This is a genomic window from Trichocoleus sp. FACHB-90, assembly GCF_014695505.1.
Lineage (GTDB): Bacteria > Cyanobacteriota > Cyanobacteriia > Cyanobacteriales > FACHB-T130 > Funiculus > Funiculus sociatus.
In genome coordinates this window covers 14,490-37,197 of sequence record NZ_JACJOK010000091.1, presented here as the reverse complement: position 1 = coordinate 37,197, position 22,708 = coordinate 14,490, and the positions used below count along the sequence as shown (strand labels likewise).

Here is a 22,708-nt window from a genome sequence, read left to right as displayed (position 1 = left end):
GATCGCGCGATCGCGCCGCAACGCAGAGGTGCGTTGAAGTAGGCGATCGCGTTTATCTCTATCTTTTGTCACTTTTGAATATGTCCACAGACTGATGAAAAATATTAATTAAATCTTAATTGTTTTTATTTTTATTAAAAATATATCCTTCTGGTTGTATTTTTAGCAAAGAAACATTTCTAACGGGTGTAAAAAAACATACAAATCGGAGCTTAATATAGAGCAAACTTTACACAATCTTTAAATTAGATTTGCTTTTCAAAGGTCTAAATACGGCTATTTATGGCGAATACGCCCTTTATATGCAGGTAATCCGCCTGGGGATCAAAGGATATAGATTATATTTCTTAGGACTGAATTAATTAAAAATCCTTAAATTTGCTGGCTAATTAGGAATGATGGGGACATAATAGAAAAGAAAGCTCAATCTTTTTTATGTAAGCCTTCAGGAGTAAACAGCAAGAAAAAGTCATTATGCGTTGAGGCGTAGGGCATACGCTAATACAATTAATTTACTATTTTTACTTCTGAATCTTTACAATTTTTAAAATATTGAGTTTAGCTAAATTAACAATTTAGCTAATTTTTATCTAGCGGCATTGCTGCTAAATTTGACAAATTTTTTCTTTAAGAAACTGACTCAAATGAAGACTTTAAAAATGGAAATAGTCCAAGCAATTAGATGCCCAAACTGTGGCAGTCCGGCAGAACGTCACTATATTAATAGTAGTAACCTGACTCGGACACAATGCCACAGTTGCGACTACTTGATGGTGACTTGCTCTCTCACAGGCAAAGTGATAGAAGCTTATGCGCCTGGACTATACGCCCATAAATAAAAAGTAAAAAAAGGCAAAAGAATTCTTTTGCCTTTTTAGATTCGTGATCAGAGTTTACTTTTTACTGGCACGAAGTTGTCCGCAAGCTGCATCTGCTTCCAAACCACGCGAGTAGCGGATGCTAACAGCAATATGTTGCTTTTTCAAAGCAGAAACAAAAGATTGAATCCGGATAGAACTAGGACGCTGATAATCGGCTTCTTGAATAGGATTGTAGGGAATTAAATTAACGTGACACTGGAAACCCCGCAACTGTTTGCCTAATTGTTCGGCGTGTTCTGGGAGGTCGTTTACACCCGCTAGCAAGATATATTCAAAAGAGATGCGACGACGAGTTATCTCTACGTACTCGCGACATTCTGCTAATAACTCGTCTAGAGGATAGCGATGTGCGGTAGGGATGAGTTTTTCGCGTAGCGCCTGATTTGGGGCGTGCAGACTGACGGCGAGAGTGACTTGCAGTTGATGTTTAGCGAGTTGGTGAATGCGATCGCGTACTCCCACAGTGGAAACTGTCATCCACCGCTGTCCAATTCCCACATCTTTGTTCAAAGATTCAATTGCACCGAGTACATTATCTGTATTCAGCAACGGTTCGCCCATCCCCATAAATACAATGTGGCTAACTCGTCGCCCGAAGTCTTCTTGAACCGTCAACACCTGATCGATGATTTCATGCTTGGCGAGGTTGCGGATGAAACCTCCCTTACCAGTGGCGCAGAAGTCGCACGCCATCGGACAACCTACCTGAGACGATACGCAGACAGTCAAGCGTTTTTCGCTGGGAATACCAACAGTTTCGATAATTTGACCGTCAGCAAGTCGCAGCAGATATTTTACTGTTTTGTCTGGGGCGACCGAGCGGTAATGTAGAGTTGAGCGTCCGATGGGGAAATCGGCTACTTGGTCGCGCCACTGTTTAGAAAATACAGTAATGTCAGAAAGCGATCGCGCCCCTTTTTGATAAATCCACTGATATAGTTGCTGTCCCCGATAAGCGGGTTGTCCCTGTTCCTGAACCCACTGGGTTAATTCTGACAGGGTTAATCCCAACAGGGGACGAGTTAAGGTTTTGGTAGACGAATCGGTAGTAATCATAGGAGTAACTTGAGACATAGCAGCAAATCTTTCTAGGATCTCTATGCTATAGCTTCTGGCTTAAAAGTGGAGTAGGGTATAGCTGTTGACATAGCAAGACTCGAAGCAAGCATCCGATACACTATTGAAGTGCGATGCTCACACGAAAGCAAAGCACATTAACGGGTCGATCCCCAAGATACGATCAACCAAAGCCCATGCTTCTTGATATTTCCACTTTGCCTCTAGCTTTTCAATTTGCCTCCCCAGGCCCGACTCTAGTTGAACTGGGGCCTTTAACCATCCGTTGGTACGGCCTTTTAATTGCCTCAGCGGTATTAATTGGGGTCAGCCTTTCTCAGTATCTGGCGAAGCGCCGTCAAGTCAACCCAGACATAATCAGCGACTTGGCACTCTGGCTAATCGTTTCGGCGATTCCCAGCGCCCGACTCTACTATGTTTTGTTTCAGTGGTCAGAGTACGCCCAAAGGCCAGGTGATATTATTGCGATCTGGAAAGGTGGCATTGCCATTCACGGAGCAATAATCGGCGGTAGCTTGGCAGCTTTGATTTTTGCCCGACTTCAAAAAATTCCCTTCTGGCAATTAGCCGACTTGGTAGCGCCCTCTTTGATTCTCGGTCAAGCAATCGGACGTTGGGGCAATTTCTTCAATTCTGAAGCCTTCGGTCGTCCGACAAATCTTCCCTGGAAACTCTTTATTCCTTACCCTAATCGTCCGGCTGGGTACAAAAATTTTGAGTATTTCCATCCTACCTTTCTCTATGAATCCCTTTGGGATTTAATGGTGTTTGGATTACTGATAACTTTGTTTTTTCGAGATTTGAAAAGACCGCACCTGAAATTGGGTACTCTGGCTTTAGTTTACATGGTGGCTTACAGTGCAGGCCGCGTCTGGATTGAAGGATTACGTACCGATAGTCTGATGCTGGGGCCACTGCGGATTGCTCAGGTAATAAGTTTGAGTGGAATGACTCTAGGATTAGCTGGTTTAGCTTGGCTTTATCTATTCCGTCGCTCTCTGCCAGATGTCGTATCATCCCACAATAATCAGAATGCTGATGAAATGAGTCATTAGCCATTAGTTAATGAGAATAACCAGGATATAGTAATCCTTGCAGAATTGATGAACTTCTCTGTTCCCTCTTTCCTCTGCATTTAATTGATTTCAAAAAGTTCACAAATCTGAAGGACACAAGGCGAAATACCCGACTTCTTCAAGAAGTCGGGTATCTGAAAGACTTGGAACTCACAACATTAGCAATTGTTCAAAAGACAAAGGAAATTTTGCAAAAAAAAAGCCCTAGAGATTAACTCTAGAGCCAAACCAGGGTGCATCTACCATTACTTGATTACTAGGAAAATCGGAAAAATCCGGAACATTGCCGCAAATAACTCAATTTTTTTTGTTTTACAGCATCTCAGATAATAGATACCGCAGGAGCGGGTCATCAAAACCAACAAATTTCTCTTTCTCTTTCTCTTTCCCCAATCCCCAATCCCCAATCCCCATTTCCGAGATTTTACAGTGTCTAATGCAACTGAATCTATGTGTGAAAAATCATTGCCTCCCTTGGCACCAGCAGTTTACATCGTCGGTGCAGGGCCGGGAGATCCCGATTTATTGACTGTCAAGGCGCAAAAATTACTGGCTGTTGCAGATGTAATTTTATTTGCTGATTCCCTAGTTCCAGTGCAGATTTTGCAGAGTGTGCGTGCGGACGCGGAGATTATCCGCACTGGCAATAAAACTCTCGAAGAAATTTTACCAGTGATGATCGAAAGAGTGCGATCGCATAAATCTGTAGTCCGCCTCCACTCTGGCGATCCTAGTCTCTACGGTGCCGTACACGAGCAAATGCAAGCCTTAAATGAGGCAGATATTCCTTTTGAAGTCGTCCCCGGCATCAGCGCCTTCCAAGCTGCTGCTGCTAAACTCAAAGTTGAGCTAACTGTACCAGAACTGGTACAAACTATTATCCTGACTCGCATCAGTGGTAGCGCCTCCGCCGTACCAGAACGAGAAGAGTTAGCATCTCTGGCAGCCCATCAAGCTTCTTTATGTCTTTACCTGGCGGCGCGTCACGTCGAAGATGCACAAGCGAAACTGATGCAACACTACCCCGCCGAGACACCAGTAGCGATTTGCTTTCGCTTAGGGTGGCATGATGAAAAAATTTGGGTAGTCCCCCTGCACCAAATGGCAGCCGTAACTAGGCAGGAAAATTTAATCCGTACCACACTTTATGTAATTAGTCCAGCTTTGGGGAATGTGGCAGGGCAAGAACCTCTGGCGACGGACAAACGCCGTTCGCGTCTTTACCATCCCGAACACAGCCACCTATTTCGCCAGTCGCCCACATCGCCTTAACCTGGCTTTGCCAACAAAGTTTGCTTTTGCTGCCTTAAATTATATAAAGCCTTTGCGTTGGCAGGCTTCGCTTGTGTAGCGCCACCATGCGACATAAGCGCACTTTTGTAAGAATATGTTGGAGAAAAACCGCTAATGCAATTCACACGCAGACAATTTATCGCTGTAACCACGCTGGCCGCAGGATTTGCCCTAGCAGTTCACCCGATTTCTGCCCAAGTTATCACCACAGATGCTAAAGGTTTGGTGGCGGGTGAGGTGAAGATTCCGGTAGGAGATGGGGAAATTCCAGCATATAGGGCAATGCCTGCGACTGGCAGCAATTTCCCGGTAGTGTTGGTAGTGCAGGAAATCTTCGGCGTACACGAACATCTACAGGATATATGCCGCCGCTTTGCCACAATGGGTTATTTAGCGATCGCGCCTGAACTTTATGCCCGTCAAGGCGATGTCTCTAAACTCACCGAGGTTCAGGAAATTATCAGCAAAGTTGTCTCGAAAGTTCCAGATGCTCAAGTCATGTCCGATCTGGATGCAACTGTCGCTTGGGCAGCTAAATCAAGTAAGGGGAATGCAGATAAACTCGGAATCACAGGCTTTTGCTGGGGTGGGCGCGTCGTTTGGCTGTATGCTGCCCACAACCCGAACCTAAAAGCTGGAGTTGCTTGGTACGGACGCTTAGTTAGCGAGTCTACTCCCCTTACTCCCCAACACCCCATTGACATTGCAGATGAGTTGAAAGCGCCAGTTCTGGGACTCTACGGCGGCAGTGACAACGGAATTCCTAATGAGACGGTAGAAAAAATGCGTCAAGCTCTCAAAGCCGCAGAGAGTCCTTCAGAAATCGTACTTTACCCAGACACCCCGCACGGTTTCTTTGCCGACTACCGCCCCAGCTACCGGAAAGAGGAAGCTGAGGATGGTTGGAAACGCCTACAGGCATGGTTTAAGCAGCATGGTGTCGCTTGAGAAGCTTAAGTTAAAAACCTGTGTAGGTTGAATGGCACTTAACTTTGAGCCGTCAAATAAAGCCGTGAAATTTATTTCACGGCTCAAAGTTAAAACCTGTTAAAACAGGTTGAAATTTATATATTGTAGGCATTTCAGTCCCTTTTAACGAGCCGTGAAATAAAGCCATGAAATAAATTTCACGGCTCAAAGCTAAAACCTGTTAAAACAGGTTGAAATTTATATATAGTAGGCATTTCAGTCCGTTAAAACGGACTTAAGCTTTTAGCCGGAACTTTAGTTCACGGGTTTAATTAGTGCGATTCCGCGTAGGGAATGGTTGAGACACCTTAGAGGATGTTTGGAAATACGGAGAGAGTGAGAAAAAGCTTAGGCAAGTCTACGTAGCATCAGACGAATCAACGCGATATAAATGAAGGCTTCGGAAGAAGCAGGCAATCGCTCATAATCGACATTCAGGCGGCGGCACCAATGCAGCCAACCATAAGTACGCTCTACAGTCCACCGCTTAGGCAATAGGACAAAGCCTTGAGCACCTTCAGGACGTAAAACGACTTCTAAAATCCAACGAAACGTATCCATCACCCAGCGCAAAAAGTCCTCACCGGAAAAGCCCCCATCTACCCAAATGCGAACGAGTCGTGGGAGGCGTTGACGTTCAGTCATGAACCTGGTGGAACAACTGCTTTGCCCCTTCACGTTCAGGAACATTGCCTGCCACGACTCGCACTGCAATCAGTAATCCCAGAGTATCGACCAAGGTAAAGCGTTTTCTGCCTTTGATTTTTTTGCCAGCATCGTACCCAACCGTCTCATGTACCATGACGGCAGTCGGTACGGTTTGAGAATCTAGACTTGCCGCACTTGGACTTGCAAGGTGGTCTTCAGTGACTCTCACCCATTGCACCAGATGGTCATGGATTCGCTTCCAACTGCCATCCTTGCGCCATTTGCGGATATTTGTAGTACACCGTTGAGTACGGTGGATACTCTTTGGGCAACAGCCTCCAAGCGCAACCACTGACCAGCACATACAAAATGGCTTGGAGAACACGCATCAAGCTAACACTGCGGGGTCTACCCGTTGTGTAAGTTGAATTGAGAAGGAATTCAAATAATTGGTACTGTTCAAGGCTGAGTTCTGTAGCGTAGGCTGGATTCATAGCTTCCTGGAAGGCTGTTGAAACTTTGCATATGATTCAGCCTATGACTCCAGGAAGTTTTCTTACAGTACTGGTGTTTATTACTACTTTTCAAACATCCTCTTAGCCAACACGACATGAGAATTTGTTGGTCGTTGCACAAGTAAGCGCGAACTGACAAGTCAGCGCCATCCTCAACAGATCAATTTTTTCGCCCCTCTATAGTTGCTGCGATAACCTGGAGATCAGGTGTCATGTACTTAATCAATATGCGTCAGATACAATGCCCAAAGTGTCTGGGTAGCTTAGAACAAGTCGTTTATGCAGCAGTTGAAGTAGACCGCTGCATTACCTGCAAAGGAATTTGGTTTGACTCCCTTGAGGTAGAGAAACTAAAAGCCATTAAAGGTTCTGAAAGTTTAGACATTGGCGATCCTCAAACAGGTAGCGAGTTAAACTCATCTACTAGAGAGGTTAATTGCCCTATATGTAATGAGAAAATGCTCCGCATGGTTGATATCGATCGGCACCGTATATGGTATGAGAAATGTCGAATATGCAACGGTGTTTGGTTAGATGCCGGAGAATTTAAAAATTTCAAGGATAACTTCAAGTCACAAGGACTTGTGGGAAAGTTTAACAAAGTTTTGAGAGGAAATAGAGGCTAAACAATTTTGAATTACTCGGTCAGGTAAAATAATTTTTACCTATCGTGGCGCTTAAGTTTATCAATATTGATAAACTTAGCATTGTAGTAGCGATCGCACAGGTAGACCCTTGCTAGACGAACAAGCTAAAAAAACAATTCTGCGTAAGATTCCCCACGGAATCTACATCTGCGGTGTCAAAGATGGCGAAGAAGTTAACGGCTTCACAGCCAGCTGGGTGATGCAGGCATCGTTTAATCCTCCGCTTGTCGTAAATTGCGTCAAGCAGGATTCTAAATCCCACGCCATGATTAAAGCTAGTGGTGTGTTTGCTCTCAGTTTTCTAGAGGCGGGACAACAAGAAATCGCTCAGAAATTCTTCAAACCACAGCGTCGCGTTGGTAATAAGTTTGAAGATGTGGAATTCTATCTGGGAGAAGAAACTGGTTGTCCCATCATCACTGACTCTCTCGGCTATGTAGAATGTAAGGTTGTCGGTGCGGTGGAACAGGGCGATCACACTGTGTATGTCGGAGAAGTAATTGCTGCTAGTGTCCACCGGGAAGGTGATGCGCTTTTACTCGAAAGTACGCCTTGGCAATACGGCGGATAAAGAAGAGAAAAAAGGCTAATTGCTAATGGGGATTGGGGACTAGGAACTGGGGGTTGGGAACTGGGGATTGGGAACAATACTACCTCAATACCTAGTAACCAATAACACCATTAGCAATTGGCAATTAGCAATTAGCAATAAACAAGATTATGCCTCTAATCAAAGTTCAAAGTTCTGTTGATTCGCCGGATAAAGCTACAGTTGATGGGTTACTAAAAAGTCTATCGGCAAATTTGGCAAAGCATTTAGGTAAACCAGAATCGTATGTGATGACAGCTTTTGAGCCAAATATAGCCATGACTTTTGGTGGCAGTGTTGAGCCTGCGTGTTAAATCGAAATTAAAAGTGTTGGCAACATGAGTTCATCGCAAACTAAGGCAATGAGTGAGGACTTTTGCCAGCAAATTAATGAGAAGCTACAGGTGTCGAAAAACAGAATATATATTGAGTTCGCTGATGCCAAAGGTTCGATGTGGGGATGGAATAGCTCAACTTTTGGTTAAGCGATCGCTTAGATTTTAGTGAGGTGCGATCGCAACTTTCACTTAAACAAATATTGATTCCTCCCACCGCTTTGGTTTTATGTCGCCAGAGCGATGTCGTACTGACTACAACTCTTAAGAAAGCGATCGCATTCCTCTCGGCACCTTCCACCCGCAATAAAGCGTCATACTTAAAGAAGAACTCTGCAATATTTCTTTGCATTAAATTTAAGTTGGTCGGGTCAGAAGGGGGAGGGGATCGCGGTGCTTAACGAAGCTTCAAAAGACACAGAAGACGATAAATCGGAAGACACCTGGGAAGGTGAACTAGAAGAATCAGTAGTAAAGAGGCGGAAACCTAGAGGCGGGGGAAACATTCTTGCGGGATGGCGCGGCGTGGCGATTGGCTTAGGGCTGGGTGTAGCCCTAACAGCAGGAGTTGGGGCTATACGTTCTCGCCCACCATCTACACCCCAGGCTTCCACAAAGCAGCCAGCACCGCCTAGCCAAACTGTCACCATCGCCCCAGCCAAAACTACCAACATTGCCCGCAGGCTGGAAACTACTGGCACAGTTGCAGCCCGCGAACTCATACCAGTTTTACCCCAGTCCACAGGGTTACAAGTTCAGAGAGTCCTGCTAGAAGAAGGGCAACTGGTGGAAGCCGGACAAGTGATGGCAGTTTTGGATAATTCCGTGCTGCAAGCGCAACTTGACCAAGGGAAAGCGGATGTAGAATCTAATCGAGCCGTGGTGCAGCAAAGACAAGCTGCCTTAGGGCAAGCCCGCGCTACCCTGGCAGAAGCCCAAACCAATCTCCAGCGCTATCAGCAACTTGCCCAAGCAGGCGCGATCGCTCGTCAAGAACTAGAAACTCGTGCCACAGCAGCTGCAACCGCTAGAGAGGCTGTTCGTCTACAACAAGCGAATATTAGCAGCGCCCAAGCTGATGTTAGAAGTTCTGAGGCGAGGGTGCAACAATTGCAAACTCAACTAGGGCAAACAATTGTTCGGGCCCCCGCCAGCGGGATTGTCGCCGAGAAAATTGCCCGAATTGGGGATGTAGCCAATCCATCGCAAAAGCTGTTTTCGATTATTCGCAATGGACAGCTAGAACTTCAGGCAAAGGTTCCGGCAATTCAGCTATCGCAAGTAGAAATTGGTGCGCCAGTGCTTGTCACTTCCGATACCGATAACCGCGTCCGCTTGCAGGGACAAGTTCGAGAAATTGCGCCTCTGGTTAACGAACAAAGCCGCCAAGCAACGGTAAGAATAGACTTGCCGCCAACTTCGCTGCTACGACCCGGAATGTTTGCCCGTGCAGCAATTACTACCACAACTACCAGTGGGGTCACGGTTCCTGCCAAAGCGGTGCTACCGCAACCGGATGGGAGTGCAGTTGTATTCCTGCTAACGGGTGAAGACATTGTTCAAGCGAAAAAGGTAGAAGTAGGGGAAGTTGAGAGTGGTGGCAGTGTGGAAATTCAAAGCGGTCTCAAACCGGGCGATCGCGTAGTTGTCGCAGGTGCTGGATATCTCAAAGATGGCGATAGAGTCCGCATCGCTAATAGCAATTAGCAATTAGCAGCAATTAGCAATTAGCAATTAAAGTTCTATGAACATTTCCGCTTGGTCAATTCGTCGCCCCGTTCCGACGCTGGTCTTATTTTTAGTTTTGACAGTTATAGGCTGGTTTTCTTTTACCAGGTTAGGCATTGATATCAACCCAAATGTTGATGTACCAGCAGTTTCCATCACTGTTACTCAGCCTGGCGCAGGGCCAACAGAACTAGAAACCCAAGTCACCAAACAGGTTGAAGATGCGGTGGCGGGGTTAGGAAATATTGACGAAATTCAATCAACAGTAAACGACGGCATATCAACAACCGTCGTTAATTTTGTGTTGGGTACAGATAGCGATCGCGCCACCAATGATGTCCGGAATGCGATCGCCCAAATTCGCCAAAGTCTCCCTCAAGACATCAACGACCCGATCGTTACACGGCTAGAATTTGCTGGCGGGCCGATTATGAACTACGCCGTAGTTTCCAATCGTCGGTCAGTCGAAGAACTAAGTAACCTAGTTGACCAAACAATTAGCCGCTCTCTGCTATCTGTAAAGGGAGTTTCGCAAATTCGACGGGTGGGCGGTGTTGACCGAGAAATCAGGGTAGACCTAGATCCGTCTCGTCTGCAAGCCCTTGGGATTACCGCCACCCAGGTAAACGACCAGATTGGCGCTTTTAATGTCAACTTACCCGGTGGACGAGCAGAATTAGGCGGTAGCGAACAAAGCATCCGCACACTTGGCAGCGCCAGCGATGTCAACGTGTTGAAAAGCTATGAAATTGTCCTTCCCAACGGCGGTTCGGTACCTTTGTCCACTCTTGGCGAAGTAAGCGATCGCTTTGAAGAACCAAGACAAGCAGCGCTGCTGAATAACCAAGCAGTTGTAGCTTTTTCCGTCTTGCGTAGCACTGGCAGTACCTTAGTCACGGTGGAAGAAGGGGTACGCAAACAAGTAGAAGAACTGCGAAAAACTCTACCACCTGATGTCAAGCTAGAACTAATCTTTACCCGCGCTGACTTCATCCGCGAATCTTACGAAGGCACCATCGATGACTTAATCCAAGCGTCGGTGCTGGCAGTGCTGACAATTATGATCTTTTTGCGGAACTGGCGGGCAACGTTGATTACTGCGGTAGCGTTGCCGTTGTCCATGCTTCCCACCTTCGCCGTACAGTATTTGCTGGGCTATACCCTCAACAACATGACTTTGTTGGCGTTGGCGCTGGCGGTGGGAAACTTGGTGGATGATGCCGTTGTAGAAATTGAGAACATGGAACGCCACATGGATATGGGCAAAACACCCCTCCAGGCGGCGTTGGATTCGTCGGCAGAAGTGGGTTTAGCAGTGCTGGCCAGCGCGGCGACAATTATCGCGGTGTTTCTGCCAGTGGCGTTTATGGGCGGCATTCCGGGGCAGTTTTTTCAACCCTTTGGGGTGACGGTTGCTGTCTCGACAATCTTTTCAACCCTGGTGGCGCGTACTGTCACCCCGATGATGGGCGCTTATTTACTCAAGCCAAAGAAAACCTCACCCTCAAACCTGAATGGGAATGGGGCTAAGAAAAAAGGTAAAAATCGGTTTGGGCCATATCGTTCTTTGCTGCAATGGTCTTTACGTCACAGGTTGACGACTATCCTAATTGCGATCGCATTCTTTGCAGGCAGTCTGGCGCTAGTACCTTTCATTCCCAAAGGATTATTCGATAACGGCGATATTGGTTTCTCTGAAGTTGCCGTACAACTACCTCCCGGTTCTACCCTGGAAGACACAAAAGCAGTTGTGCAACAGACAACCAATCTTATCCGCCAAAGTCCAGCAGTTGAAAACGTGTTAGCGACAACAGAAGTTAATACCGCCAATCTGTTCATCAATCTCAAACCCAAGGAAGACCGCGACCTTTCCCAGCAGCAGTTTGAGAAGCGGATGCGCGAAGTTTTCCCCCAAATTCCGGGGGCGCGAATCAGTTTCCAAAGTCAGGGTGCAGCAGGAGCCACGAAGGATTTATCAATTGTCCTCAAAAGCGAAAATCCCGAAGCTTTAAACTCCGCAGCTGATGCTTTGGAAAAGCAGATGAGAACAATAGCTGGTTTAGTAGAAGTAACTTCTACTGCTTCTTTGGTAAAACCAGAAATTCTAATAATTCCCAATCCCGCAAGGGCAGCAGATTTGGGAGTGACAGTGCAAGCGATCGCGCGAACCGCTTCTCTTGCCACCATCGGCGACAATGAAGCAAATCTAGCTAAGTTTAACCTCCCAGATCGGCAAATTCCCATCCGGGTGCAAATCAACCCGGAAAGGCGGGACGACATCGACACCTTAAAGAATTTGCAAGTACCAGGGGAAAATGGCACTCTCGTCCCCTTAGTCTCCGTTGCTGATATCCGCTTGGGCAGCGGCCCTGCCCAAATCGATCGCTTTAATCGCGCCCGTCAGGTGTCGGTACAAGCAAACCTGCAAGGCATTTCTCTAGGCGATGCTGTCCAAGAGGTGCAGAAACTATCTGCCCTGCAAACCCTTCCCCCCGGAGTGGCGCAAGAATCTTCCGGGGATGCAGAAATTATGCAGGAGATTTTTGGTCGCTTTGGTTCTGCAATCGGGCTGGCAATTATGTGTATCTATGCCATCCTGGTGCTGCTGTACAACAATTTCCTCCATCCCCTAACAATTATGGTGGCGTTGCCTTTGTCTCTGGGTGGCGCACTGCTGGGCTTGATGATTGCCCAAAAAGCGTTAGGGCTATACGCGCTGATTGGGATTGTCCTATTGATGGGGATTGTGACGAAAAACTCTATCTTGCTAGTTGACTATACGTTAATCAACCTGGAAGAAGGTAAGTCACAGTATCAGGCGCTAATAGCCGCTGGGGTGGATCGTTTGCGACCAATTTTAATGACTTCTCTGGCTACTATTGCCGGAACTATCCCCTTAGCTTTGGGACTTGGCGCGGGGGCTGAAGTCCGCAGCCCGATGGGAATTGCGCTGATGGGTGGCTTCACAACTTCTACACTGCTGACATTGTTGGTGGTGCCAGTTCTATTTACCTATGTTGACAATTTACAGCGCCGGATTATGCAACTCTTGAAGCACGGGTTTGGCAAAAAAGGGCGACAGAAAATTAGGGCAGAGGAACGTAGAACGAAGTCCGATGAGAAGCGATCGCTTCCTCCGTCTACTAACCCAGAAAAAGATACATTCCCTGTTGGTAAGTAATCAAAAACCCCGTAGCGATATCTGCGGGGTTTTATTTTGTGGATGCGATCGCGCTTATGAGGTGGGATGCGATCGCATATCTCGTTACGATCTATTTCAGATAATCCTATCTATCGGCAAGGATATGTATGGAATCGGTGATCTCAGAACACATTGAAATTACTCCCGGCGTATGTGGTGGTAAACCACGTATTGCTGGACATCGGATTAAAGTGCAGGAGGTGGTTATCTGGCACGAAAGAATGGGGCTTTCTCCTGATGAAATCGTCTCCCAGTATCCGGGTATCACTTTAGCAGATGTATACGCTGCCTTGGCGTATTACCACGATAATCTGGAAGAGATTCGACAACAAATTCAAGAGGATGAAGCTTTTGCTAAAGAATTGCAGGTTCAAACTCCTTCTCTTGTTCAGCAAAAACTAAGGAATCGAAATGCCACAAACGATTCGGTTCCACTTGGATGAGAATGTCAATAGTGCAATAGCTGATGGTTTACGACGTCGTGGTATAAATGTCACTACTACAGCAGAACAAGGGCTGATTTCCTCATCGGATGAGATTCAAATAGAGTTTGCACTTTCCCAAAATAGGGTAATTTTTACGGCTGACGCGGATTTTCTGCGACTTCATCAAGCTGGTATCGAACACGCTGGCATTGCTTACTGTTACCAAGGCAGTCGTTCAATTGGTGACATCTTACGCGGTCTAATTTTAATCTGGGAGTTGCTGGAACCCGAAGATATGCGCGATCGCGTTGAATTCCTTTAAATGAAGCGATCGCGCTGTCGTGTAGTGGAATGCGATCGCTACTTGTTAAGCTAATTATAAAATAACTTGTTTGATGCTATCTGCAAGCGATCGCTTAAATATTTCTAACTTCCAACTCCACTATTTCTTTCTATGATCTCAACTCCAAAATCGCGCCATCTAACTTCAGCCATCCCAAAATGGCAACCCGCGACATGGGAAGATTACTTAGCTTACGCTGACGATCCGAACCCAGAAATAGTTGGTTTATTTTTTAATCAGGGATATCTTTTCGTTCAAATGGGTAATGAAGGAATTAACCACGCCGCAGTTAATGAACTTTTCACAATGCTGTTTGCTTTCTGGTTTGTGACTAAACCAGGGAAAATTTTTCATTCTCTAGGCGGTTGCTTAATGGAAAAGCCGAAAACGCAAGCAGCATCACCAGATTTAGTTCTTTATCTTGGTGAAAATCACCCAATTTGGCGAGAGGGTGAGCGACGTTACCTTAATTTGAATCAGTGGCGAGTTCCCGATTTAGTAGGTGAAGTGGGTGACACAACGATAGCAACTGATTTGGATGAAAAAAAGCAGCTTTATGCAGCTTTACAAATTCCTGAATATTGGGTTATTGATGTTAAAGGCGAAAGAGTGCTGGCATTTCGTTTGCAGGATGATGGCAAGTATCAGCAGTACGAATATTCTGTAGCACTTGAAGGGTTGCCGATTTTTTTATTAGAGCAGACTTTATCACAGCTCAAACAGGGAACTAATGGCAGCGCGGCTATTTGGTTTGCTCAACAGATTGCTAATTTGTAGTAATTTAAAAAAGCAAAGTGAAGAGAGCGCCGCAACGCTTACGCACTTGCGGCAACTTCTGCAATGCTATGCTGAATGTACACTTTACTGTACACTTACTAGGATGCCTAAGTACCTAACCATCACCGAAGCTCGAAGACAATTGCTAGAGTTACCGGATGAATTAACCGATGAGCCTGTCATTATCACCAAGCACGGTAAGCCTGTGATGGCGGCGCTTAGCTACGAGCAGTTTGAATCTCTTATGGAAACCCTGGAAATACTCTCGGATCGTGAGTTTGCCAATCGGCTACAAGAGAGTATCGCTCAAGCAGAACGAGGAGAAACTGTAAGCTGGAAGGAAGCCAAAGCCAAACTTGGACTCTGAGACACCGCAAAGCGCTAACATCGAGTACGAGATTCAACTGACCCCGCTAGCTTTAGAGATGCTGGAAGGAGTGAAGGATCGGCGTCAACAGCAAGGTTTGAGCAACCGCATCGACAAGCTCAAGTCTGAGCCAGAGAAACAGGAAAAACCTCTAATTGACAAGCTCCAGGGATATCGCAGCATACGTGCGGTGGGTCAACGCTACTGCATTATTTATCGAGTAGAGCTTGACAAAGTGGTAGTTCTAGTAGTTGGAATGGGGCTGCGAAAAGAGGGAGACAAAGGTGATATTTATGCAGTTATGGAGCGATTGTTAGAGTAGGCGAGCGATCGCGCTTATGAGGTGTGATGCACAACTGCAACAGTTGGGTATTGATCCGGATGTACTATCGCTAGTCGAAGTGTTAAAGGTAGTCATAACAAAGCTGGAAAACTGGATATGGACTGGATTACCCTTCTGCGATCGCAACAAGCTGACTTCATCCAAAGGCTGAAATCTGGTCATTTCCTGCATTGTGAAACTGTAGGTCAGCACAGTGAATTAACCGTTATCTCAGGTCAAAAGTTAAAACAGTTGGTTGACTTCTGTTGGGAGATGGCTGAGAAGTACAAGCAAAGCAACCCAGTCCGTAACGTCTTTAACAACAATTTAAAAGGGAAACTGGGTGAGGAAGTTGTCAAAATTCGTCTAGCTGACTTTGTTACTGAAGTTGACTATGAAAAACGGCTTGGCGGTGATGGCAAAGTCGATTTTAGATTAACTTCTGACCCATCTGTGGGAATCCAGGTTAAAACTCGTTATGGCAGTATCGATAAAGTCCAATGGGAAATTACCCCAGAAGAAGTTAATAAAAACGCTGTTTTAGTCTGCATTCTCAGTCAAGAAGCATTTGATGATAGGCGAACAGGATACAATCTCATCATAGCTGGTTTTCTGCCAAGCAATATGATTGATGCCAATAAGGGTAAAGCCTCATTTGGCATAACAGATTTACTATACAGCGGAGGGCTATGCAGCTATCTAGAATCTGTCAAAGGCAATCATGCAGAAAAAATGCAACAATTACATTCTATATATCATGATTGTCAACCAATTGAACAGGACTCAGTTAATACTTTTTATTCATTTCCCTCAAAATCACAATTAAAGACATATAACCAAGTTGGGAAATTAGAGTCTCAGTTTTTGCCTTCACCACTTGAGGAAATTGCTGATTTGGGACTCAGTTTAGAGTTATTAAAGAGGGCAATATATACTCAAGAAAAAATCGCCGTTTGTGGTGATTATGACGCTCATGGGATGGTAAGCACGGCTATTTTATTACGAACGTTACGCTGGTTAAGCGTATCAGTAGATTACGCCATTCCTAACCGCATGAATGAAGGCTATGGAATTAATCAACGGATAGTTGAAGCATTCTACCGAGAAGGTGTGAAGCTGATTTTAACTGTAAAGAATGGCACTTCTGCTTTTGAACCTCTTGCTAGAGCGCGACAGCTAGGAATGAAGGTGATTATCATCGATTACCATGACATCCCAGCAAAACTTGCCCCCGCTGATGCCATCCTCAACTCCAAGCTAATTTCTGAATCCTCACCTTATCGAGTTTTGGCTGGTGTCGGAGTTGTCACTGTATTGGCTATATCTCTTGTTCAACAACTGGGTAAAACTCAGGGATTAGTGAAGTCACTGCTGGAACTTTTTACACTAGGAATACTTACTGATATTGACAATCCACCACCATTGACAGGCATAAACTTACTATGGATCAAGCGAGGTTTGCAGCAACTGCCTGAATCTAAGCTAGTAGGTATCCAGGCTTTAATGCAGGTGAGAGGGCTAAGTGATAAGAGAGAATCCCTGGTTCTAGAAGATGTTCGCTTTCACTTAGTTAAATCAATTGAAGCAGTAGGAAGCATTTCTGACCCTATAACTGCGATTGAGTTGCTAATAACAGATGATATTGATATAGCTCTGAAACAAGCAATCCAGTGTGAAAAAGTTAACCAGAGATGTGAGGTACTCTGTGAGGCAATTGAACGCGAAGCTGTAGATTGGGTTAAGGAAAGTCAGATTAATTTAGAGCAAGAGCTTGTATTGGTAATTGTTAAACATAATTGGCATCCCGGTGTGTTTAGGATTGTGGCACGAAAGTTAGTCGAACGCTATAGTGTTCCTACATTCATTGGCACCTATGAAGATGAAAGGTGGATTCGCGGTTATGGATTAGGAATTTCAGAGTTTCATGTATTTAAAGCATTACAATCTTGTCAAGATTTACTCGGTAAGTTTGGCGGACACAAAATCGCTGGTGGCTTTTCTATGCCCGCTGAAAATCTAAAAGCGTTTCAAAAAAGTATTAGCCAATTTGCCTATAATTCTTTGTAGATAAAATAGTTAAATATTTAGTGAAACACGATCGCACTCTTCACCCCTAAAACGCGATCGCTCCATTCATTTACAGCGGTATGTAATCGATGCGATCCTGATACTCATCGTCATCCGATACTGCTGCAATCAGAATTAAATCCTCAATAATCTGTCTTATTTCTGCTTTTAGGCGAAGCACTAAAATGCCTGGAACGTGGCGACCTTCCGCTAAATGATCGGCTAGGTGTACAGGCATAGAACGGCGGTTATTGGTTACAAGTATAAAGATATTTTCCTCACACCACCGCAGAATTTCAGGATCTAGCGTACCTTTTGGTGGAACACCTGGATCGCCAATCATCCAAACCATTAAATCTGGTTGATGACGCAGCAGTTGTTCTCGATAGGAAGGGGACAAGTTCTCGTCTAGCAAGTACCGAATAGACATTATTTGGATACTCGAACTCCTTCCCGTTCTGCTTTTAACTTGCGTAACCTAACAACCACTGCTGGAGGATTTTTATCATATTCTGATTCTGCCTTGAGCGAGTAATCCAACCAAGCCGCTAGATATTTTTCTACTTCTTCCCGGTTGTGCAAGTAATACAAAATAGTGGCATAAATTTGCTCTAACGTGACTGTATGAAACTGCTGCGCGATCGCTTCTGGAGATTTCGCGCAATGTATGTACTCATACAGGATATGCTCAATGCCAATCCGCGTTCCCTTAATGCGAATATCGTTAGGAGCTAGAAAGTTGAAATAGTCCTCTAATTGCATAATCGACCTTATTAATACATAACATCATAGAAAAGCCGTATTGAAGGCTGCAAAAACGCGATCGCATTCTCTCCCCAAAAACGCGATCGCATCCTCTCACCAATAGCGCCGCATCCCCACAAGCCCAACAGCGCAACATTTTGAGTTATCCTGGTCAACAGCAGCAACAAGAGATAATCCACAATGCAGCCAGCTTTGTATATCAGCACTAAAGTCTTACCAGGTAACAAAATCGAAATCTCAACTCCAGAATTGCCAGTGGGTGATGCTGTAGAAGTGTTCGTCATTCTATCAAAAACCTCCACCCTTAGTCGCCGCTCTGCGATTGACTTACTTGATGAATTGCCGGGAACTAGACTCCTCAAAACTCCAGAAGAAGCAGACCAATATATTGAGGAGGAGCGCAATGTGTGGCAAGCCTGACAATTCCATCATCTAGCTTAGTTTATGTAGACACTCAAATTCTTATCTACAGTGTAGAAAAGCATCCGATTTATTGGTCTATATTGCGTCCAATGTGGTTGCAGTCTCAAGCTGGCGATATTGAAATTGTAAGCAGCGAACTAGCATTACTGGAAACATTGGTTAGTCCTATAAGAAATGTTGACTCGCTTCTGGTTAATGCTTATGAAACCTTACTTTTGTCTACAGAAGTTCGACTAATTCCGATAACAAAAGTTATTCTGAGGAATGCTGCACAATTACGAGCTAATACAAATCTGAGAACACCAGATGCTATTCATGCTGCCACTGGTCTTGCTACAAGTTGCAGCATTTTTCTCACAAATGACAGTGGTTTTCGTCGCGTTGCTAGTCTGCCTATAGTTATACTTAACGACGTTACAGCGACTTGATTTCAGTATATCGATTGAATCTGGTAATAGAGCGATCGCATTAGACCTCTTGCATAAATGCCTTGAACTAAAGTTCAGGCTTAAAGCTAAAACCCGTTTTCACAGGTTGAAAATGTTTGCCAGTCAGCTTTAGCTGACTTTAGCTTTCAGCCCGAAATTTATTTCAGGGCTGACTTTTGCCAGAGGTCTATTCATCTCCCCAAAAACGCGATCCCATCCTCTCCCCAAACGCGATCGATCGCAAAATTTATTTCCGTGTCTACGATGATTTATCTAATGGCCCCAGGTCATTAGGCAAATCATCAATCGTCCACTGTAATATCCGACAGAGTGCTTTTACCTGTGGTAACGTGAGTCTCGCTTCCTGATAACGCCCAGTTTCCCAGTTGCTCACCGTCTGAACGGATACATCAACAACTACGGCAACATCCCTCTGAGTTAAATTCAACTCTTCTCTTCGCTTCTTTAATGGGGACTCCTGCTCTAGCTCTGGCTTTTCCGTCATTTTGGCATTTTTTATAAGTTCCTTATATAAGCTGCTTGACATAAAAACTATAAGCGGCTTATATTGGAATGAAGAACAAAAGGGCAGGCGACCGAAAAGCCGCCTAAATGCCTGCTGTGATGCCTGCCCTTTCCTCAGTGTCTTATATAACTGTCATTCCACCAAGAACTGGCAGGCGATCGCGCGATCGCTATCTAAGTTTTTGGTGAATTGACAGTGAAAGCTTAACGCAATCATAAATATCATTCAACTCACAGCTATGACTGGGGGACTCTTATGACGTATTACTCCAAACTTCATCCTTGGTGCATCATCCGTTTGCTTCCTGATATGCGATCCCTTATCGTCGCTCGTTTTCGCGCTCGCAATGACGCAGAAGCGCATCTGCGAATCCTGAAAGCGAATACTCCAAACGTTCCCTACTCCATCATTTTCGACACCACCCCAGAAACCAGCGACTCAACAGTTAAACCTGGAATGGATTGATTATGACAGCCTTATTTCGCCGCATTCAACCGCCAAAGACATTTCGCCTCACTGTTACACTTGTGGCGAAATACCTGAAAATCCCAGAATCATTAATCCTGCGATTCGAGTGTTGGCAAAACGTACTTTTTGTGCATCGCACAGATCGCGGCGGACAATTTGTGAGCTATCGTCAATTGCGACTCTGGTGGGACGCGATCGCGCTTTTATTTCAAACTTGCCACACCCCAACCGCACTGCAACAACTCGGACTTCAGATTAAAGAAGATAGCCAGAAATTCTCCGACTACTACAAAGAGATGATTGAAGACCTCCGCCAACTGTGGGTAAAACGCCGAGACTATCTGGGCAGCTTACCAGGAAAGGAAAGCGCCGCATAACGTTACCTTTAGGGAAACATCAGGCTTTGAAGCCTGTGGAGACAAGCTTCGCTTGTGTAGCCTTACCGCAACAGGAGTGCGATCGCTATCCCACACCCAACGGCGTCAACTGTTCCGTGCGTACAGCCACAGACTTACGACGGGAAAAGGCGCTACGGGGTAACACGCGCAACACTTCCTCAACAGTTGTGATCCCATTTGTTACCTTTTGTACAGCTGCCATCCCGAAAGAGAAAAATTTGATTTCCCGCAAATAGCGATGCAGCTGCGTCATCGTACCGTCATAGATAATTTCGCGCACCGTATCATCAACATCCAGCAACTCAACAATTGCCTCTCTTCCCAGATAACCAGAATTGAAGCACTGAGCGCAGCCCTTACCCTTCCGCCAAGTGGTGGAATTTGCCTGTTCTGGCTCCAAACTCAAAACCTTCAAATCCGACGCAGTTGGCTTGTAAGGTGCCGCACAGTGGGGACAAACACGACGTACCAAGCGCTGAGCGACAATTCCCAAGAGAGCATCGCTGATTAAGCCGGGGTCTGGGCCAATATCTTTGATTCTGGGAATAGCACCGGGAGCATCATTAGTGTGCAGAGTGGTAAAGACCAAGTGACCAGTTAGCGCCGCCCTAACTGCTGTCTCTGCGGTTTCATGGTCGCGGATTTCTCCCACCATGATGATATCCGGGTCTTGGCGCAAAATTGCCCGTAAACCAGCAGCAAAAGTCATCCCCGCTGCTTCATTTACCTGGGTTTGGGTGATGCGGGGTAAGATGTACTCCACCGGGTCTTCTACCGTCACTACATTGACGTGTTCCTTGGCGACGGATTGCAGACTGGTGTACAGCGTACTGGTTTTACCGCTCCCTGTAGGGCCGGTGAGGATGATCATTCCCTGCGGCTGTTCCAACCAGTTTTTGTAAGTTTCAAGAGTTGTGGGAGTGAAGCCTAAGTTTTGGATTTTAGAAAAGGGATTTTTGCGCGGGAGTAAGCGAATTACGGCTTTTTCCCCACCCACGCAGGGGAGGGTACTGACGCGCATATCCATTCCCAGTTCTAGTTCTTCGCCAGAAGCATATTTTTCCCCAATTCGTCCATCCTGGGGACGGCGGCTTTCAGCGATGTCTATCTCAGACATGACTTTCAGGGCGACGATTACCTTGCGGCTAACATTGAGCGGCAGGGTGGTAATATCTCGCAGTACGCCATCAATGCGATAACGGACTCTTAAGCCTTCTGGCGCGGGTTCCATGTGGATGTCGCTGGCGCGGTTCCGCAATGCGCCGGAAATTAGGGTTTTAATCCGCCCAATTTGGTCAACTGCTTTGGAAAGATATAGTTCTGTGGTTTCGCTGATGTTTTCTTGTTCCTGTTCTCCGGTGAGGGGATTTACCAGCGGAGCCGAGGAAATGGAGTTGGGGTTCAGATTTTGGGTGTGATACCAGGTGCGATAACTTTTGTCGGCAATTGGGATAATTTTAATGTCGGTGAAGGTGCGATCGCTTATTTCTTTGATAGCTTCCAACGACACAGTTTTCGGGCTTCCCAAGTAGTAGCAGTTTCGCCAGAGTAACAGAGGAACCACTGGGGGCAAAACTTTTCTATCCTGAAATTCCCTAAAAAACCGATAACTCACTTCTCGGTCAAGTAGAGCTAGGTTAACACTTCCTTGCTCGTCGATCAGGAGTTTTAGGGCTTGTTCGCAGTCAATTTCGCGATTTTTCAGCCGTTGCCAAGCGGAGGGAGTAGCAGAGGATGTTTGCATTGTTGTTTCCAACTAAAACCAACAGCTGTAGAGGGGACTTCCTTGTTTTAGCTTATGCGATCGCTCTTTGACACGAGAACGCGATCTCGCTGGAATGTGGGGGATGCGATCGCATCCCCTCGTAGTGAGTAGGTTTGACCAGATATTCGTTGCGCTATGGTTGAGTTGATTAATTGTTTGAGGTGTCGAGTTATGGATAGAGAAGAATTGCTCAGAAGGTACGCTGGGGGAGAAAAAGATTTCACTGGCAGTAATTTTCGGAGCGCTGACTGGATTGACAGAATAGTTAGAGGTGGTATCTATCGAGAAGCCGACTTCAGCAATGCCTACTTCGTGAGAAGCGGATTCGACCAGGCTGACTTGAGTTTCGCTAAATTCGTTAGAGCGCGTATGTATGAAAGTGTTTCGGAACAACTTGTTGTTTGGAAGGGATTGACTTTACCTATGCTGTTTTCGGTCAATGTAACTTTAGTGGGGTTGATATTAGAGGAGCCATATTTAGAAATGCTACTCTTAGCGAAGTCAATTTCAGAAATGCTAACCTCAGTTATGCCGATTTGAGAGGAGCTAAAAAACTGACTGTTGGAAGTTTTGACAATGTAATTTTTTATGAAACTATCATGCCCAACGGTAGGGTTTATACTGCTTGAATATAGCTCATTTATCCAATTGTCTGCTTCTGAATTAGCTTGAAG

The 22,708-nt window shown here is 45.5% G+C and carries 28 protein-coding genes and 2 pseudogenes; 21 read left to right on the top strand and 9 right to left on the bottom strand.

The window, feature by feature from the left end; all coding sequences use genetic code 11:
- The first annotated feature begins 659 nt into the window (after nt 1-659).
- Nucleotides 660-839 (top strand): replication restart DNA helicase PriA, encoded by a 180-nt coding sequence (locus tag H6F74_RS27120; RefSeq protein ID WP_190419466.1) that lies wholly within the window; start codon nt 660-662, stop codon nt 837-839.
- A 54-nt stretch (nt 840-893) separates the two neighbouring features.
- Here the strand turns inward: H6F74_RS27120 and rlmN are convergent, their stop codons facing one another.
- Entirely contained in the window at nt 894-1,955 is a 1,062-nt protein-coding gene (rlmN, locus tag H6F74_RS27115) for a 23S rRNA (adenine(2503)-C(2))-methyltransferase RlmN (protein WP_190445211.1), read from the bottom strand.
- Between the two features lie 179 nt (nt 1,956-2,134).
- Here rlmN and lgt point away from each other — a divergent pair, with 179 nt between their 5' ends.
- The 3 genes from lgt (at nt 2,135) to H6F74_RS27100 (ending at nt 5,275) form a co-directional block, all read left to right on the top strand.
- A complete protein-coding gene (gene lgt / locus H6F74_RS27110) occupies nt 2,135-3,013 on the top strand; it encodes a prolipoprotein diacylglyceryl transferase (protein ID WP_190445210.1) in 879 nt (292 codons plus the stop codon).
- Between the two features lie 471 nt (nt 3,014-3,484).
- Entirely contained in the window at nt 3,485-4,306 is an 822-nt protein-coding gene (cobM, locus tag H6F74_RS27105; protein ID WP_190445244.1) for a precorrin-4 C(11)-methyltransferase, read from the top strand.
- A gap of 135 nt (nt 4,307-4,441) precedes the next feature.
- Nucleotides 4,442-5,275, top strand: a complete 834-nt coding sequence (locus tag H6F74_RS27100; RefSeq protein WP_190445209.1) for a dienelactone hydrolase family protein — start codon at nt 4,442-4,444, stop codon at nt 5,273-5,275.
- A gap of 369 nt (nt 5,276-5,644) precedes the next feature.
- On the opposite strand, the pseudogene H6F74_RS27095 reads toward H6F74_RS27100, so the two are convergent.
- A pseudogene (locus H6F74_RS27095) lies at nt 5,645-6,438 on the bottom strand (IS5 family transposase).
- A 233-nt stretch (nt 6,439-6,671) separates the two neighbouring features.
- On the opposite strand from H6F74_RS27095, the gene H6F74_RS27090 reads away from it, so the two are divergent.
- From H6F74_RS27090 to H6F74_RS27080, 3 genes and pseudogenes are all read left to right on the top strand, one after another.
- Nucleotides 6,672-7,085: a zf-TFIIB domain-containing protein gene (locus H6F74_RS27090; protein ID WP_199301665.1), complete on the top strand. Its 414-nt coding sequence runs from the start codon at nt 6,672-6,674 to the stop codon at nt 7,083-7,085.
- 109 nt (nt 7,086-7,194) lie between these two features.
- Nucleotides 7,195-7,677 (top strand): flavin reductase family protein, encoded by a 483-nt coding sequence (locus tag H6F74_RS27085; RefSeq protein WP_190419433.1) that lies wholly within the window; start codon nt 7,195-7,197, stop codon nt 7,675-7,677.
- A gap of 149 nt (nt 7,678-7,826) precedes the next feature.
- Nucleotides 7,827-8,180 (top strand): annotated as a pseudogene (locus H6F74_RS27080) (phenylpyruvate tautomerase MIF-related protein).
- On the opposite strand, the gene H6F74_RS27075 reads toward H6F74_RS27080, so the two are convergent.
- Complete coding sequence (locus tag H6F74_RS27075) at nt 8,083-8,382, bottom strand: hypothetical protein (protein ID WP_190445247.1); 300 nt, start codon at nt 8,380-8,382, stop codon at nt 8,083-8,085. The pseudogene H6F74_RS27080 and the gene H6F74_RS27075 sit on opposite strands and share 98 nt — an antisense overlap.
- Before the next feature lie 41 nt (nt 8,383-8,423).
- Here H6F74_RS27075 and H6F74_RS27070 point away from each other — a divergent pair, with 41 nt between their 5' ends.
- The 9 genes from H6F74_RS27070 (at nt 8,424) to H6F74_RS27030 (ending at nt 17,261) form a co-directional block, all read left to right on the top strand.
- Complete coding sequence (locus H6F74_RS27070) at nt 8,424-9,737, top strand: efflux RND transporter periplasmic adaptor subunit (protein ID WP_190445208.1); 1,314 nt, start codon at nt 8,424-8,426, stop codon at nt 9,735-9,737.
- A 37-nt stretch (nt 9,738-9,774) separates the two neighbouring features.
- The gene (locus H6F74_RS27065; RefSeq protein ID WP_190445207.1) at nt 9,775-12,939 is read left to right on the top strand and encodes an efflux RND transporter permease subunit; all 3,165 of its coding nucleotides are present in this window, start codon (nt 9,775-9,777) and stop codon (nt 12,937-12,939) included.
- 128 nt (nt 12,940-13,067) lie between these two features.
- A complete protein-coding gene (locus tag H6F74_RS27060) occupies nt 13,068-13,403 on the top strand; it encodes a DUF433 domain-containing protein (RefSeq protein ID WP_190445206.1) in 336 nt (111 codons plus the stop codon).
- A complete protein-coding gene (locus H6F74_RS27055; protein ID WP_190445205.1) occupies nt 13,372-13,707 on the top strand; it encodes a DUF5615 family PIN-like protein in 336 nt (111 codons plus the stop codon). The genes H6F74_RS27060 and H6F74_RS27055 overlap by 32 nt, the downstream gene beginning before the upstream one ends.
- Nucleotides 13,708-13,839: 132 nt before the next feature.
- On the top strand, nt 13,840-14,505 hold the full coding sequence (locus tag H6F74_RS27050) for a Uma2 family endonuclease (protein ID WP_190445204.1): 666 nt from the start codon (nt 13,840-13,842) through the stop codon (nt 14,503-14,505).
- Between the two features lie 103 nt (nt 14,506-14,608).
- Nucleotides 14,609-14,872: a type II toxin-antitoxin system Phd/YefM family antitoxin gene (locus H6F74_RS27045; protein ID WP_190445203.1), complete on the top strand. Its 264-nt coding sequence runs from the start codon at nt 14,609-14,611 to the stop codon at nt 14,870-14,872.
- Nucleotides 14,862-15,194: a type II toxin-antitoxin system RelE/ParE family toxin gene (locus H6F74_RS27040; RefSeq protein ID WP_242022545.1), complete on the top strand. Its 333-nt coding sequence runs from the start codon at nt 14,862-14,864 to the stop codon at nt 15,192-15,194. The genes H6F74_RS27045 and H6F74_RS27040 overlap by 11 nt, the downstream gene beginning before the upstream one ends.
- Before the next feature lie 16 nt (nt 15,195-15,210).
- On the top strand, nt 15,211-15,366 hold the full coding sequence (locus H6F74_RS27035) for a hypothetical protein (protein ID WP_190445202.1): 156 nt from the start codon (nt 15,211-15,213) through the stop codon (nt 15,364-15,366).
- Nucleotides 15,312-17,261 (top strand): DHH family phosphoesterase, encoded by a 1,950-nt coding sequence (locus H6F74_RS27030; RefSeq protein WP_242022542.1) that lies wholly within the window; start codon nt 15,312-15,314, stop codon nt 17,259-17,261. The genes H6F74_RS27035 and H6F74_RS27030 overlap by 55 nt, the downstream gene beginning before the upstream one ends.
- 70 nt (nt 17,262-17,331) lie before the next feature.
- Here H6F74_RS27030 and H6F74_RS27025 read toward each other — a convergent pair whose 3' ends face one another.
- Genes H6F74_RS27025 through H6F74_RS27015 form a run of 3 tightly spaced genes read right to left on the bottom strand, consistent with a single transcriptional unit; the run spans nt 17,332 to nt 18,205 of the window.
- Nucleotides 17,332-17,691, bottom strand: a complete 360-nt coding sequence (locus H6F74_RS27025) for a DUF5615 family PIN-like protein (RefSeq protein WP_190445201.1) — start codon at nt 17,689-17,691, stop codon at nt 17,332-17,334.
- Nucleotides 17,691-18,023, bottom strand: coding sequence for a DUF433 domain-containing protein (locus tag H6F74_RS27020; protein ID WP_190445200.1), 333 nt, complete (start codon nt 18,021-18,023; stop codon nt 17,691-17,693). The genes H6F74_RS27025 and H6F74_RS27020 overlap by 1 nt, the downstream gene beginning before the upstream one ends.
- Nucleotides 18,024-18,034: 11 nt before the next feature.
- The gene (locus H6F74_RS27015) at nt 18,035-18,205 is read right to left on the bottom strand and encodes a hypothetical protein (protein WP_190445199.1); all 171 of its coding nucleotides are present in this window, start codon (nt 18,203-18,205) and stop codon (nt 18,035-18,037) included.
- Between the two features lies 1 nt (nt 18,206).
- Here H6F74_RS27015 and H6F74_RS27010 point away from each other — a divergent pair, with 1 nt between their 5' ends.
- Together H6F74_RS27010 and H6F74_RS27005 are read left to right on the top strand one after the other, a co-directional pair.
- Nucleotides 18,207-18,446 carry a hypothetical protein gene (locus H6F74_RS27010; RefSeq protein ID WP_190445198.1) on the top strand — a complete coding sequence of 80 codons (240 nt, stop codon included), beginning with the start codon at nt 18,207-18,209 and terminating at the stop codon, nt 18,444-18,446.
- On the top strand, nt 18,434-18,877 hold the full coding sequence (locus tag H6F74_RS27005) for a PIN domain-containing protein (RefSeq protein WP_190445197.1): 444 nt from the start codon (nt 18,434-18,436) through the stop codon (nt 18,875-18,877). Before H6F74_RS27010 ends, H6F74_RS27005 begins: the two co-directional genes overlap by 13 nt.
- Before the next feature lie 259 nt (nt 18,878-19,136).
- On the opposite strand, the gene H6F74_RS27000 is transcribed toward H6F74_RS27005, so the two are convergent.
- Complete coding sequence (locus tag H6F74_RS27000; protein ID WP_242022539.1) at nt 19,137-19,424, bottom strand: helix-turn-helix domain-containing protein; 288 nt, start codon at nt 19,422-19,424, stop codon at nt 19,137-19,139.
- A 234-nt stretch (nt 19,425-19,658) separates the two neighbouring features.
- Here H6F74_RS27000 and H6F74_RS26995 point away from each other — a divergent pair, with 234 nt between their 5' ends.
- Complete coding sequence (locus H6F74_RS26995; protein ID WP_190445195.1) at nt 19,659-19,868, top strand: hypothetical protein; 210 nt, start codon at nt 19,659-19,661, stop codon at nt 19,866-19,868.
- 2 nt (nt 19,869-19,870) lie between these two features.
- Nucleotides 19,871-20,248: a hypothetical protein gene (locus H6F74_RS26990; protein ID WP_199301663.1), complete on the top strand. Its 378-nt coding sequence runs from the start codon at nt 19,871-19,873 to the stop codon at nt 20,246-20,248.
- Between the two features lie 85 nt (nt 20,249-20,333).
- On the opposite strand, the gene H6F74_RS26985 is transcribed toward H6F74_RS26990, so the two are convergent.
- Together H6F74_RS26985 and H6F74_RS26980 are read right to left on the bottom strand one after the other, a co-directional pair.
- The gene (locus H6F74_RS26985; protein WP_190445194.1) at nt 20,334-22,013 is read right to left on the bottom strand and encodes a GspE/PulE family protein; all 1,680 of its coding nucleotides are present in this window, start codon (nt 22,011-22,013) and stop codon (nt 20,334-20,336) included.
- 12 nt (nt 22,014-22,025) lie between these two features.
- Nucleotides 22,026-22,427, bottom strand: coding sequence for a hypothetical protein (locus tag H6F74_RS26980; RefSeq protein WP_190445246.1), 402 nt, complete (start codon nt 22,425-22,427; stop codon nt 22,026-22,028).
- 8 nt (nt 22,428-22,435) lie between these two features.
- Between H6F74_RS26980 and H6F74_RS26975 the strand changes: the two genes are divergently transcribed.
- Entirely contained in the window at nt 22,436-22,663 is a 228-nt protein-coding gene (locus tag H6F74_RS26975; protein WP_190445193.1) for a pentapeptide repeat-containing protein, read from the top strand.
- The last annotated feature ends 45 nt before the right edge of the window (nt 22,664-22,708 follow it).

Excerpts from the sequence above, each read along its gene's own strand:
- H6F74_RS27120 (WP_190419466.1), top strand. The coding sequence starts at position 660 with ATGGAAATAGTCCAAGCAATTAGATGCCCAAACTGTGGCAGTCCGGCA.
- rlmN (WP_190445211.1), bottom strand. The coding sequence starts at position 1,955 with ATGTCTCAAGTTACTCCTATGATTACTACCGATTCGTCTACCAAAACC.
- lgt (WP_190445210.1), top strand. The coding sequence starts at position 2,135 with ATGCTTCTTGATATTTCCACTTTGCCTCTAGCTTTTCAATTTGCCTCC.
- cobM (WP_190445244.1), top strand. The coding sequence starts at position 3,485 with ATGTGTGAAAAATCATTGCCTCCCTTGGCACCAGCAGTTTACATCGTC.
- H6F74_RS27100 (WP_190445209.1), top strand. The coding sequence starts at position 4,442 with ATGCAATTCACACGCAGACAATTTATCGCTGTAACCACGCTGGCCGCA.
- H6F74_RS27090 (WP_199301665.1), top strand. The coding sequence starts at position 6,672 with ATGTACTTAATCAATATGCGTCAGATACAATGCCCAAAGTGTCTGGGT.
- H6F74_RS27075 (WP_190445247.1), bottom strand. The coding sequence starts at position 8,382 with ATGCAAAGAAATATTGCAGAGTTCTTCTTTAAGTATGACGCTTTATTG.
- H6F74_RS27065 (WP_190445207.1), top strand. The coding sequence starts at position 9,775 with ATGAACATTTCCGCTTGGTCAATTCGTCGCCCCGTTCCGACGCTGGTC.
- H6F74_RS27060 (WP_190445206.1), top strand. The coding sequence starts at position 13,068 with ATGGAATCGGTGATCTCAGAACACATTGAAATTACTCCCGGCGTATGT.
- H6F74_RS27055 (WP_190445205.1), top strand. The coding sequence starts at position 13,372 with ATGCCACAAACGATTCGGTTCCACTTGGATGAGAATGTCAATAGTGCA.
- H6F74_RS27050 (WP_190445204.1), top strand. The coding sequence starts at position 13,840 with ATGATCTCAACTCCAAAATCGCGCCATCTAACTTCAGCCATCCCAAAA.
- H6F74_RS27045 (WP_190445203.1), top strand. The coding sequence starts at position 14,609 with ATGCCTAAGTACCTAACCATCACCGAAGCTCGAAGACAATTGCTAGAG.
- H6F74_RS27035 (WP_190445202.1), top strand. The coding sequence starts at position 15,211 with ATGAGGTGTGATGCACAACTGCAACAGTTGGGTATTGATCCGGATGTA.
- H6F74_RS27030 (WP_242022542.1), top strand. The coding sequence starts at position 15,312 with ATGGACTGGATTACCCTTCTGCGATCGCAACAAGCTGACTTCATCCAA.
- H6F74_RS27025 (WP_190445201.1), bottom strand. The coding sequence starts at position 17,691 with ATGTCTATTCGGTACTTGCTAGACGAGAACTTGTCCCCTTCCTATCGA.
- H6F74_RS27020 (WP_190445200.1), bottom strand. The coding sequence starts at position 18,023 with ATGCAATTAGAGGACTATTTCAACTTTCTAGCTCCTAACGATATTCGC.
- H6F74_RS27010 (WP_190445198.1), top strand. The coding sequence starts at position 18,207 with ATGCAGCCAGCTTTGTATATCAGCACTAAAGTCTTACCAGGTAACAAA.
- H6F74_RS27000 (WP_242022539.1), bottom strand. The coding sequence starts at position 19,424 with ATGTCAAGCAGCTTATATAAGGAACTTATAAAAAATGCCAAAATGACG.
- H6F74_RS26995 (WP_190445195.1), top strand. The coding sequence starts at position 19,659 with ATGACGTATTACTCCAAACTTCATCCTTGGTGCATCATCCGTTTGCTT.
- H6F74_RS26990 (WP_199301663.1), top strand. The coding sequence starts at position 19,871 with ATGACAGCCTTATTTCGCCGCATTCAACCGCCAAAGACATTTCGCCTC.
- H6F74_RS26985 (WP_190445194.1), bottom strand. The coding sequence starts at position 22,013 with ATGCAAACATCCTCTGCTACTCCCTCCGCTTGGCAACGGCTGAAAAAT.